Genomic DNA, 13329 nt, shown 5'->3' on the forward strand with positions numbered 1-13329 from the left:
GAGTTTTTTCTTAAAGACTATTTACTATTTTGAGACCATTCTTCAACATCCCAAACTTTTGTAATCCAATCTTCATAGAAGTCCGGTTCGTGACATACAAGGAGGATTGTTCCTTTATATGCTTTCATAGCCTTCTTAAGTTCCGCTTTTGCTGTAACATCAAGATGGTTTGTCGGCTCATCAAATAGTAGCCAGTTACTTTCCTCACCCATTAGCTTACACAAACGAACTTTTGCTTGTTCTCCACCACTTAATTGACTTAATGGGCGAGAAATATGTTCATTTTTTAATCCGCATTTTGCTAACATCGCACGAATTTGATGCTGGTCTAAACCAGGGAATGTATTCCATACATCATCAATTGGTGTTATATTGTCAGCTTTAACTTCTTGCTCAAAGTATGCAGGCTCTAAGAAGTCACCAAGGCTTGTTTTACCGCTTAAAGGCTTAATTTTACCTAAGATTGTTTTTAGTAACGTTGATTTACCAACACCGTTACATCCAACAATAGCAATTTTTTCACCACGTTCGATCGTCATTGATAGCTTTGGTAGTAGCGGATGTGTATATCCGATTTCTACATTTTCACCTTCAAAGACGAAGCGACTACTTGCGCGACTTTCTTTAAATGAGAATTCAGGTTTAATTGCTGTTTCTGGGCGATCAATAAGTTCCATGCGATCAAGTTGCTTTTGACGACTCTTTGCACGACCTGTCGTTGAATAACGAGCCTTGTTTTTTGCAATGAAGTCTTCTTGCTTTTTGATAAACTCGCGCTGCTTTTCATAAGCGTTTATATGTTGGTTTTTATTGATTTCTGCTAGTTCTAGGAATTTTTCATATGTCGCTGTATAGCGTGTCATTTTTGTGAATTCTAGATGGAAAATAACATCAACACATTTGTTCATAAATTCCGTATCATGAGAAATTAATAAGAATGCATGTGGGTATTCTTTTAAATAATTTGTTAACCAATGAATATGTTCAACGTCTAAATAGTTAGTAGGTTCATCAAGCAATAATACTTCTGGCTGTTCAAGTAATAGCTTTGCAAGCAATACCTTTGTACGTTGTCCACCACTTAGTGCTGAAACATCACGATCTAAACCAATAGCATCAATTCCAAGACCACGTGCAGCCTCTTCAATTTTCATATCTAGTAAATAGAAACCACCTGCTTCAAGTGCATCTTGTATTTCTGCCATTTGTTCAAGAAGTTCTTCTAGTTCTTCTGGTGTAGCAGTTCCCATTTTTTCTGTAACTTCATTTAAAGCTTTTTCCTTTTCGAATAACGGTAAAAATGCATCCGCTAGTACGTCACGGATCGTACGTCCAGGCGTTAAAACAGTATGCTGATCTAAGTAGCCGTAATGTGTGCCCGGTGTCCATTCTACACGACCTTGGTCATGAATAAGCTGACCAGTAATGATATTCATGAATGTTGATTTACCAACACCGTTTGCACCAACTAATCCAACGTGCTCACCTGCTAATAATCGCATAGATACATCTTTAAATAATGTACGATCACCAAATGTATGTCCTAATTTTTCAACTGTTAATAAGCTCATAGTATCCTCCGTCCAACTTGAAATAGTACCTTGAATCATGATACTAAATTCTTTCATATAATGCCATCATTTCAAAATGTATATTTTTTCAAAAGAAGTGTTTGTAAATGTTAGTATATAAAAAAGTTACTTCTACCTACAGAAGTAACTTTTTGGTTATGCCTTTTGTTTAACTTCACTAACTTTCTTTTCAGCTACAATAAAATGCGGTCTACGTTTTGTTTCATAATAAATACGACCGATATATTCACCAATAACACCTAGGAATATGAGTTGAATACCGCCAATAAATAGTATAGCGGAAATGAGAGTAAAGTAACCAGGAACTTCCACACCACCAAGGATGATTTGAACGAACGTAGTGATTACGTATAAAAGTCCTAAAATGGTTGTTAGTAATCCGAGATATATAGATAGACGTAACGGTTTATTATTAAATGAAATTACACCATCAATTCCGTAATTTAATAATTTCGAGAAGGTCCATTTACTTTCTCCATCAGAACGTAATACATTTTCATATTCAATGATTAATTCGTTATAACCGATCCAAGAAAATAAGCCTTTTGAAAATCGGTTGTATTCACTTAAAGATAATAAAGAATCTACTGCTCTTCGACTTAAAAGTCTAAAGTCACCAATACCGTCTACTAATTCAATATCTACAAATTTATTCATCACTTTATAGTAAAGACGAGAGACGAAAGAGCGAACGGGTGAATCACCAGTTCTTGTTCTTTTTGCAATGACTTGGTCGTAGCCGTCGTTATATCCTTCTAACAGTTCTTTTATTAACGTAGGAGGGTGTTGTAAGTCAGCATCCATAATAACAATTGCATCGCCTGTAGCATATTTTAAACCAGCTAACATTGCAGCTTCTTTTCCGAAGTTTCGACTAAATGATATGTAGTGTACTGACGAATCTGAACTAGCTAAATCACGTAAAATATTTAAAGTATCATCTTTACTACCATCATTAACAAAAACAAATTCATAATCGGTAGTTAATTTATGAATTTCAAGAGAAGTCTCTGAATAAAAGGCTCGAAGCACCTTTTCTTCATTGTAGCATGGTACAACGATTGAAAGAGTCATTTTTGACACTCCTTGTTTGTAGTGGGTTAAAACAATGTTATGCGTTTTTATATGAATCTATCCAATTGGATAGATTCATGATTCATTGATTGCTCATTATTGCTTTTTAAAAGAAAATTTTCGTCGTGCTTTTGGATTTTTGAAAATTAGTAAAGCTATACAGATAATTAGTGAGATGATTGATATAATCATACCTAATTTGAAGTAAGGTGTAACGTAAGTCATTTCGATTACATGTGAACCTTTTGTAATGGGAACACCGATAAAGGCAGAATTCGCTTTCGTAAATTCTGTTTCTTTTCCATCAATTTTTATAGTCCAGCCTTTACTATATGGGACAGATAAATATAAGAGCCCGTCTTTATTTGATTTGATATCCCCTTTTAAATAATTGTTCTTATAATAAATATTTTCAAGCCTATTTTCAGTTAGTTTTTTTGTTTCTTTTTGTACACTTTCATAGTTTACAATATTTGCTTGCAAGTCACCTAATTCATACTCACCTGCCATATCAATAGAGATAGTTAGGTTTTCTGGACGCTCATTGCCCAAATTGTAAACAAACCTTTCTAACGGATAAGAGTATGCACCAGCATCGTCCCCTTTTCCTATCGTTTTTCCATTAACAGTTGCATTGAATGTGCCTGCATTTTTTAATTTTAATTCTATCAGTAGATCACCAGGTGTATCAGGATAATTGATAGGTACAATCATATTTCCAAAGCCATGAACAATTAGTTTATTTTCTTGTTTTTCTATGTTTTCGAATTTTGCTTTTTCCGTTTTAATAGATACTGCCTTTGATTTAAGGTCTTGTTTATTAAAATGGTTTAATGAAAATTCTTTTGTATTATTAACGACAACAGCATGTAATAATAATTGATCACGCTGAGCGAAGTTTAATTTAGAAAATTCTTCCTCACTTATAGCCGAATCATATACATATCCTAACGGTAAAGCATAGTCATTTTTGTAAATATTATACGGTCCTACTTGCTGTAATAGTTTATATCCATAAGGCACATTCTTTGAATCTGTATCAGCACTTAATACGCGATATTTTACACCTAGCATATTTTCAAGTAGTAGTCGACTATCAGCTTGATAAAACATTGAAGGTGTATCGTACATTTGGAATACACCATATTTATTTTTCATAAAGTCATGGACATAATAATTAACTAAGCTTTGATACGTACTTAAGCCATGATAACCTTGTAGCATTGGTGTGTTATATTCACTATATGGATTAAGAATACGATAAAAGTCTTTATCATTTTCTTGTATGTAGCGAATTGCAGCAATTTCTTCTTTATTATCATAGCCTGGTTCGTGTAACTTTTCAGTTGAAATCTGGCTCTGTCCGTAAACGGTGCTAAGTATATTATTCGCATACATATAATTCATAGAAATTGTGCTAACGAGTACATTCAATACAACTAAAAATTGTATGAAAGGTTTGGAAATATAACGCCATAAACATACTGTAATAACAGAAAGAACGACAGTTCCGAGTAAAATGTTATCAACGTCTTGTAAAGGTTTATCAGTTACATTTATATTTGCTTTTCTATAAAATGCATAAATGAATAATCCAATAGACACTAATAAACTTATTAAATAAGGTAATTTGTAGTCTTTCTTATGAATAATCATCCAATCTAGAATGTATGCAATTGTTTGGGCAATTACAAATACAAATAAATAGAACCATCTAGATTGCATTGCTGAAAAACCATTAAACACAGAATATGTATATGGAAGCATAAACAGAATGAACATGAATAACGTAAAGAATACTTTATTTTTAACGAGTTTATCACGTATAAACATTCCAAATACGATTAAGAATAAAATTAAAGCTGGTAAAGCTAATTGATGATTTTCAGCATTATACATGAAGAAAATATTTTCCATTAAATCTTTATAAAATTTATCTTCAAATAATAATGGTATCTCAAACTTTTTTGATAGTCGATCAGCACTAAATACGGCATTAACTGATGGGAGGAAGCAAACGGCGGCTAAACCGAGTGATAATCCATACAATAAACCGATTCTAATATAATAAGTTAGAAAAGAGACAATCGTTTTATTTTGTTGTGTCGCAAAGTATTGGAATAATGCATAAATAAATATGAAAATACTTGTGATAAAAGCAAAATAAAAGTTTGATGCTAACATTAAAGTAGCAGCGATTAGGAAAAGTCCGCGCTTCTTTTCAATAATATATTTATCAAGTCCCCATATTACTAATGGTAAAAATACAATGGCATCAGCCATGAAATCCCATAGTAAAGAGTGGCGGATGAAAGTAATACAACCACCATATATAATAGCAGCAACAAAAGATGAGAATGCTGTTTTATTATGGTAACGTAAAGAACCATACATGAATACCATAGCTAAAAAGTTTTTTAAAATACTCATGTATAATTTCACGTCATATACTTGCTCAAGACTTAGTTTAGGTAGTAACAGTGTAATCCAGAAAAACGGTGATGTGCTGTAATAATAACTAAACTCTCCAAATAAATCTCCACCTAATCCATAATCAAAAGACCAAAAAAGGTTGCCATCTTTAAAGGCATGTTGTAGAAGAAACGTAAAAAAACCAAATTGACGTAACGCATCCCCTGTACCAGAAAAGGCTTGATTAGATGTTAAAAAGAAATAATGAAAAGCAAAAGCGCACAATAATAATATTGGCATAATTATTATTGTTTTCTTGGAAAAGAATTTATTATTCGGCTTTATGCTCATAAAAATTGATAATCCTCCTTTGAAAGTCGTTACATGTAGCAACTAGTTTTTAGGTAGCATATAAAAACACACCAATTTTTAAAGGTGTGTTCTTTAGTTTTAACATGAGAAAATATATATTTTTGTTGAAGCATATATATTTTTACAAGCGTTGAAGTTCATAGTTTACATGTAATTTAGTATAAGGCATTTTCAGAAAGTAAGTCAATTTGAGCTGGAATATATAGCATTTTTTTACTGAAGAAAAATGATGGTATATAAAAAAGCAAAAAGCTTTTCCATTTTTAAATAGGAAAAGCTTTTTGCTTTTAAGCATGTTTGCGAATAATCTTTTGTTTTATAAATCCTAAAACGAATCCACGTATTTGAGGATCAATTACAATTCCGATTATACCGTATAGTATACCAGTAAGAGTTAAAGCAACTAATGGTGGTAAGTTGATTAATGCAATTCGGTATATACCGTAACTAATAATAAAGGCTAAGGAATTAAATATAATTCCTTTAACTAATAATTGCATGCCTTTACGAATAAAGAGGGTAAATCCAATTAATAGTGTAATTTCGGTAATGATGGCTGCGGCAGCTGCCCCCATCATTCCATATTTACTACCTAATACAATATAACCTATGATGGCAACAACTAATCCAATAGTCATTGTTGTTGCACGTTTCCATTGCTGGCCAATCGTTGTTAAATTATCGGCTAGTGGATAGTTAATTGATTGTAAAATAACCATAAACGCTAGAATAGCAAGAGCGTCACCAGCGGGAGCGTATTTTTCTCCTAATAAACTAACAATCCAGAAACTTGGATCAGCAATAAAGGGGATAGAAATTCCCATTCCTAAAAAAGACATAAGTTTTAATTCAAAACTTGATAATTTTCTATGTTCTTCAATATTTTTCTCATTACCAAAAGCAAAAAGTCTTGGATAAAAAGCAGCTGCAATTACTCCAGGTATTTGATATAGTACAGCAGGTATTTTAGATGCAGCACCAAAGAATCCAACTTGCTTATATGTTGAAACCTTTTCTAATATAATAGGGCCCAATTGTGGTAAGAGCATAATAATGATTCCGTTGATCGTGAAAATAAGTAGTTGATCTAAAATGCCTTTATCCCAACCCTTATGGACTCTCGTGTAACGTATTGTCATTATAAAGGCGATAACACCTGTTACAAGACTAGATACCCCGTACATGGCAGCAACCATCATAAGTGACCATTGGAAAGACATCCCTAATAATAGGGCAGCAGCAGCTGTTACACCTTGTAGTACAGAAATAATAGCTGTAAATTGCATGCGTTCTGTTACTTGGAAGTAAGCCATACCAACACCTTGTAAGGTTGCTCCGAACATTGTTGGTAGGACAACCCAATATACCATCGCACGTAAGTAAGCATCGGGATAGAAGAACTGGGCAAAAATAGCGAAAAGTACAGAAATTACGATAGCTAATATTAAACGAATACGTAAATAACTACTTATTAGCACACTAATATTAGCATCGCTTCTCGTTCCTTCACGCATAAACGTATGTGTTAAACCTGCATCTGTAAAGTAACAAATAACAGCTGAAACTGCTAACGCAGTTGTAAACATACCGTAATCACTTGGAGAAACATATCTTGCAAAGAAAATTGTTGCAATAGCCAGTACAAAGCGGACAGTAATGTTTCCTACAAAGAGGTAGGATGCGTTTTTTAGAATTTTATTTGTTTTCATGAGAAAAGACCTTTCTATTCTTTAGGACCCGGTTAGTTTGTCCTATTTGTAAATTTAATTTGTTCACAGAAAGAGAGAGTATCGTTATATTTTCAGTTTAAGAAAACAGAAATTTAATTCGTACAAACCAAAGCATTGCATATAGTTTTTTACTACGCTTTCCATTCTTTGAATAGATTTTACGGCAATATTTCCTTATATCTTTTTTGATTAATTGAACTTGTGATTTATCTAATCGAGAGTTTTCTTTAATATATATACAAGCGTTATTGATGACTGTATAAGGGAATAAATAAGTCTCAAGAATCTCAATCAGTGACTGAGGGTCTTTCGTAATGAAGTCTTGAGATTTATTATGTACCCAATCTTTCATACGATTGAATACTTCTAGCTCTTTTGTTGTTTTTAATTCATAATCTTTATACTTAGAAGAAAGATTTCCTTCTGATAAGATTCTATAATAAGTTAAGTATTCATCGACATAACATACATTTGTCAAACTCATAAGTTTAAATAAAAACTCTAAATCTTCTCCCCAACTACATCCTGGTGTAAAACGAATGTTATGATCCATTACGATGGATCGTTTGAAAATCCAAGTACTTGTTTGAGCAACAACTTGATGTGTTAGGAATGCTTTTGCCATATCACCTTTAATAAAGTTTGTTGTATGCTCAAGCTTTTCGCCTGTTTCTTCGTAGAAATTCATATAACCACAATAGCACGCGTCCATGTTGTTTTTATGCATACTCTCGATTTGTTTCTCAATTTTAGTTGGATGCCATAAGTCGTCACTATCAAGGAAAGCGATATATTCTCCGCTAGCATTTTCGATACCTGTATTACGGGCTACCGAAACACCTTGGTTTTTTTGATGAACGTATTTTACTTGCCCTGGGTATTTTTCAGCAAGGTTTTTCACAATAGAAGGTGATTGATCTTTACTTCCATCATCTACAATTACAATTTCAATGTTTTTATATGTTTGATCTAGTATTGACTGCATCGTTTCTTCAATATATTTTTCCGTGTTATACAGGGGTATGACAACAGAAACAAGTTGCTTTTGTTCCATCATAGAATTTTTATCTCCTCAAGTTTTTTATGTCTTGCATCATATATACAAGCCTTTTGGAAGGAAGAAGATTACAAGAACATCTGTATAAGTTTAACGCATATAAACTTTGTAAATCAACTTTCTATTGTTGTACTTTGTATAAAAAGTATTTATTATAGAACGTATTGTGTTGTAAAAATATAGAAATATATTTTGAAAATTATGTATCTGAAGGGAGAAGATGAGATGTTAGGGCGATTTACTCGCAAATCTAATATAATCCTTTTAGGGATTATTATGATAGTCGGTTTTGCACTTCGTTTTGCAACTTTACAAACACATGGTGCAGATCTATCTATAGCTAGCGATGATATAGGTTATCAAAAAACGGCAAATATTTTATTGGAAACAGGGATGTTAACATATCATGAACCAGATAAACCAACGATTCATATTATGCCGGGTTTTCCAGCTTTATTAGCTGTTGTATTTTATTTTTTTGGAAATGGCAGTGAAGGTCTTTTTGTAGCAAAATTAATTATTATCCTATTAGGGGTACTTAGTATTTTGCTAACTTATAAGATTGGTACTTATTTATTGAATTCTGCTGCAGGATTAATAGGTGCTTTCTTATTAGCTGTGTATCCTCCAGAGATTGTTATGGAAAATTTAACTTTAACAGAAGGACCGTTTCTATTCCTTTCATTAGGATTAGTATATTGGAGTTTAAAATTAGCTGATACTCATAAAACGAAACATCTTCTGATTGTATTAATTTTCTACTTTTTAGCACTGTACCTCCGTGTACAAATTGCCTTATATCCAATCTTACTATTTGGGTATCTTTTAATGAAACGCTACCCATTCCGTATTATGATGAAGCAAGCGATTATAAGCATAGGAATAGGACTTATCGTACTTGGACCATGGTGGGCTCGCAATTACATTCAATTTGATAAATTTATCCCACTAACTGCTGGGGCAGGGAATCCGTTATTACTTGGAACGTATCAAGGGAAAGGTTACCCAGAAGGTAAGGATATGGGGGAACTTGAAATAGAGTTACATGCAAAATACCCTAATCTTGAAGCGCATGAATTTATGGAATTAGAAGAAAAAATAGCGATTGATAAAATGAAGGAATGGTGGAAAACTGATAAGGAATCTATGATAGAGAGTTATTTAGTTTTGAAGCCAGAAATTCTTTGGAAAAAACCGTATTATTCTATAGAGCATAATATTGAAGTATTCAATGTTTCTGCAAAGGATATGAATGAAATATATAATTTTATTAAGACGACGTTTTTAATATGTACAGTACTTTCATTTATTTTCCTTTTAAAAAGGTGGAGAGAGACTACATTTTTATGGTCAATCCTTTTATTGCAAACAGCTTTAACATGTTTTTATGTTGCATATGAACGATATGCATTACCGTTAATACCATTCTTATTTATTATAATTGGAGTTGGGACCGTGGCAACTGTTATGAAAATTAGTAAATTATTAATTAGAAAAAAATAGTTTGCAATAAAAAACATCTTAATTTTTTTAAAAAATTAAGATGTTTTTTTGTATATATTCATATTTAAATAGAAAACTATTCTTTATCGGTTTCAGGTTGCGTTACTTTTAATTTTTGCTTTAATAACGCATAATCTTGCGTTAACGTTACAAGTTGATGATGTAATTTAGAAATTTTTCTTGTTAAGTCAAAAATTAATATGAAACAGAATAATAGTCCAAATAAGAATAAAACAGATGGAGGATATTCTACGTGTAATAGTTGGCCAATCCAATTTATAATTTTTTCAGTAGAACTTAAAATAGCCATTGCAACACAAACAAAAATCCATAAAATAGCATATTTAGTTTCTAAAGCTCCACGACGAATGGAATTAATAATTAATAAAAATAATAATAGAATGAAGATAAATGAAAAGGTAATTATAGGCATTTATTATCAACCTTTCACAATTTTTTGCATCAATATAGCAAGGCTTACTTTAATCATGTAATATGCAGATTTAAGAGGTGTGATAGAAGATTGTCCCCCTTGACGCTCTTGCATATTTACGGATATTTCATTAATGCGTAATTTTTTCTTTTTTAAATGAATAAGGACTTCTGGTTCTGGATAATCTTTTGGATAATTATGTGCAAAAATCTTAATTACTTCTCTATTGATAGCACGATACCCAGAAGTTGGATCCATAAAGGTTTGTTTTGTTAGTACTTTCAGTAGAGCAGTAAAATAAAAAATACCAATTCTTCTAGAAATACTACCTTTATAGGCTGTTTTCTCTGTAAAACGTGAACCTAGCACCATATCGCATTGGTCTTCAGCAATAGGTTTTATAATTTTGTACAAATCATCAGGATTATGTTGCCCATCAGCATCGAACTGAATCGCAATATCATATCCATTCTCATAAGCGTATTTATAACCAGTTTGTACAGCTGAGCCAATACCTAGGTTATATGGTAAGTTCACAAGGTGAACAGGAAAATCATTTACGATTTGAGCTGTTTTATCATGTGATCCATCATTAATAACGCAAATGCTTAATTCTGTAAAATGCTGTTTTAGTTTTAATAATCTTGTTAATGTATCTGCAATTGCTTCTTCCTCGTTATACGCAGGAATAATAATTAACGTTTTTGGTATTGAAATTGGTACCTCAATAGACATTATCGCACCATCCCTTATATACTTAATTATATTATAGTTATTTTTAAACGAACCTTATCTAATATACCATTAATAGTATAGCAAAATAAAGGAAAAACTGGTGGATTATTTTAGGAGACAAACAGTAAATAAAAGATAAGAGGTGGAATTTTTTACAATAAAAAATACATGCAAGGATGAAATAAACCTGTGCATGTATGAAGTGAGAGTATCGTATTATATATTCCATGGCTTACTTAAAGTTAAAACTTCAGCCATCTCTTTACTTTTTAAACGTCCCTTTTTTCGGTTTTCCGCGCGTTCTAAACCGGTTGTGTGTAACCAATGTTCTTCTTCAGTTTCAGGAAGTACTTGTGGTACGGATGAAGGTTTTCCATCTTTTATTGCCACAAATGTAATGAAGCAAGTAGCAGCAATTCTACGCTCGCCTGCTAATAAGTTTTCTGCGATTACTTTTACGAAAACTTCCATTGAAGATTTCCCTGTATAACATACAAATGCTTCATAACAAACAGAATCAGCTTGGTGAATTGGAGTTAAAAAATCAACTGAATCAATAGATGCTGTTACGCAATGTTTACGACTATGTCTTGCAGCCGCAATTGAAGCAATACTATCAATTTCTGCTAATAATTTCCCTCCAAAAAGTGTTTGGTGATTATTTAAATCGTTAGGAAAAACACGTGTTGTCTTAATTGCTTTAGATTCTCGCATGAATTTCTTTTCCATATATTCAGCCCCTATAGTCTGTTTTCAATCAGAATAATATGTGTAAGCAGATTACTCATATTAGATATTTAATGAAGTAAAGTGTATTCCAAAAGAGGATTATTTAAACTTCTGTATTTGTATTCATGTAACTGAAAGAAAATTTATTTTATCTAAAATGTAGTGTAAAAGAGGATTCGCTTACATTGCAAGTAAAAAGTAATGACTATGTATTTGTCATAGAAATTCCCTATCAGCCGTGTACCCATTCATGATAGAATCGTTTTGTTATGAATGGAAATAGAGGTGCAATGGACATATGAATCATATACAAACAAATTTTTCATCTTTCTTCAATAAAATTACAATCGGTGCGATGCTCGCATTTTTTGTTTATAGTTGTTGGGCAGCATTTGAGACAAGTAAGCAATTTTTTGGAGGAAGTACAACAAGTGTAACAATCATATTAGCAATTTTTATCATACTTATTTTGTTAGTGGCATCAATTCTACAATATCGTTTTACAGATAAACAATTTCTTATTTTTCTTATAAGTATATCTATAGTTGTGAGGGTTAGTATGCTGTTATTTGTAGATGCTCCAATAATTGGTGATATGAAAGTGATGTATGAGTCTGCAAAGCAGATTGCAATTGGTAATAATATAGGGACTGTAACTCATTTGCCTTTTATTATATATGAGTCGGTAATTATTCGTATATTTGGTGATTCATTATTCGCTTTACAACTATTTAATGTGCTATTTTGCACAGGAACAGCATTATTTATTTATCGTATTGCGGGAATGGTTTTTGGAGAAGAATGCGGTCGTATTGCTTCTATCTTTTATGCTCTGTATATTCCAAATATATTCATGAGTTCCGTATTAACTCCTGAATCACTTGCAATATTTTTATTTTATTTTGCTTGTTACATACTTTTATATAAAGGATTAGATCATCCTTATATGTGGGTGTTTTCAGCGATTTTATTTGCATTTAGTAATATGGTTTTCCCAATGGGATTATTTCTTCCTATTTTTATTACGGTATATGTATTATTAATCGAAGTATTTCAATCAGCAACGAAACAAAAGGTGTTACTAAAAATGATAGGGATACTTATTCTATTTTATAGTGCCCATTTTAGTGTGAATTATGGAATTAAGGCAATGGGATTGTCACAATATACGATTTCAAATGAGACGTATGTTCAATCTGTTTTAATTGGAAAGACGCAACATGAAGAAAAAATATCGAAAAATCAAAGTGTAACAGAGCATATTGATCAAAAGTTAAAAGAGATTGAGGGAGAAAGATTTAAACTTTTAGAGCCGATGATAAATCAGTTTTCAGATGAAGGGGTAAATTCTATTCTTTTCAAATGTGAAAAACTGATATATATAGCCGTAACATTGTTTATGACTATAGCTCTATTACACTTCCTTATTAAGAAACAACAAAATGAGGGATATATGTTGTTCTTATTTTTAATTAGTGGCTACGTATTGTTAAAGCTCTTTCAAGTAGATATGGCATATTACAATGTAATTATGCCGGCATTGTTCATTTTGCAGAGCTTTGGTGTTTATATGAGTTATGTGTATTGTCAAAAAATATTTTTCAGAAAATAAAAAGAATCCATTCTGGATTCTTTTTTTGATGGAAGATGAAATTTAGTAGTCAGTGCAGATGAAAAGTATGCCTGACTTGA

Annotated in this window: 10 protein-coding genes; 2 read left to right on the plus strand and 8 right to left on the minus strand. The window is 31.9% G+C overall.

The annotated features are described in order from the left end of the window. Positions 1-17 precede the first annotated feature (17 nt). From B9A45_RS02020 to B9A45_RS02040, 5 genes are all read right to left on the minus strand, one after another. Positions 18-1571 carry an ABC-F family ATP-binding cassette domain-containing protein gene (locus B9A45_RS02020; protein ID WP_000055410.1) on the minus strand — a complete coding sequence of 518 codons (1554 nt, stop codon included), beginning with the start codon at positions 1569-1571 and terminating at the stop codon, positions 18-20. A 156-nt stretch (positions 1572-1727) separates the two neighbouring features. Then, the gene (locus B9A45_RS02025; RefSeq protein ID WP_000175827.1) at positions 1728-2666 is read right to left on the minus strand and encodes a glycosyltransferase family 2 protein; all 939 of its coding nucleotides are present in this window, start codon (positions 2664-2666) and stop codon (positions 1728-1730) included. 96 nt (positions 2667-2762) lie between these two features. After that, positions 2763-5429 (minus strand): YfhO family protein, encoded by a 2667-nt coding sequence (locus B9A45_RS02030; RefSeq protein ID WP_084063829.1) that lies wholly within the window; start codon positions 5427-5429, stop codon positions 2763-2765. 308 nt (positions 5430-5737) lie between these two features. Then, on the minus strand, positions 5738-7159 hold the full coding sequence (locus tag B9A45_RS02035; protein ID WP_084063830.1) for an oligosaccharide flippase family protein: 1422 nt from the start codon (positions 7157-7159) through the stop codon (positions 5738-5740). A 97-nt stretch (positions 7160-7256) separates the two neighbouring features. After that, positions 7257-8237, minus strand: coding sequence for a glycosyltransferase family 2 protein (locus B9A45_RS02040; RefSeq protein ID WP_000970519.1), 981 nt, complete (start codon positions 8235-8237; stop codon positions 7257-7259). Between the two features lie 225 nt (positions 8238-8462). Between B9A45_RS02040 and B9A45_RS02045 the strand changes: the two genes are divergently transcribed. Next, positions 8463-9740, plus strand: coding sequence for a glycosyltransferase family 39 protein (locus B9A45_RS02045; protein WP_000901470.1), 1278 nt, complete (start codon positions 8463-8465; stop codon positions 9738-9740). 76 nt (positions 9741-9816) lie between these two features. Here B9A45_RS02045 and B9A45_RS02050 read toward each other — a convergent pair whose 3' ends face one another. The 3 genes from B9A45_RS02050 to B9A45_RS02060 all read right to left on the minus strand — a co-directional run bounded on the left by B9A45_RS02050 (position 9817) and on the right by B9A45_RS02060 (position 11637). Next, a complete protein-coding gene (locus B9A45_RS02050; RefSeq protein ID WP_001121767.1) occupies positions 9817-10173 on the minus strand; it encodes a DUF2304 domain-containing protein in 357 nt (118 codons plus the stop codon). Between the two features lie 6 nt (positions 10174-10179). Further along, complete coding sequence (locus tag B9A45_RS02055; RefSeq protein WP_000021476.1) at positions 10180-10908, minus strand: glycosyltransferase family 2 protein; 729 nt, start codon at positions 10906-10908, stop codon at positions 10180-10182. 216 nt (positions 10909-11124) lie between these two features. After that, positions 11125-11637: an acyl-CoA thioesterase gene (locus B9A45_RS02060; RefSeq protein WP_000412120.1), complete on the minus strand. Its 513-nt coding sequence runs from the start codon at positions 11635-11637 to the stop codon at positions 11125-11127. A gap of 298 nt (positions 11638-11935) precedes the next feature. Here B9A45_RS02060 and B9A45_RS02065 point away from each other — a divergent pair, with 298 nt between their 5' ends. Continuing rightward, the gene (locus B9A45_RS02065; RefSeq protein WP_044585043.1) at positions 11936-13249 is read left to right on the plus strand and encodes an ArnT family glycosyltransferase; all 1314 of its coding nucleotides are present in this window, start codon (positions 11936-11938) and stop codon (positions 13247-13249) included. The last annotated feature ends 80 nt before the right edge of the window (positions 13250-13329 follow it).

The organism is Bacillus sp. JKS001846 (assembly GCF_900176455.1).
GTDB lineage: Bacteria > Bacillota > Bacilli > Bacillales > Bacillaceae_G > Bacillus_A > Bacillus_A cereus.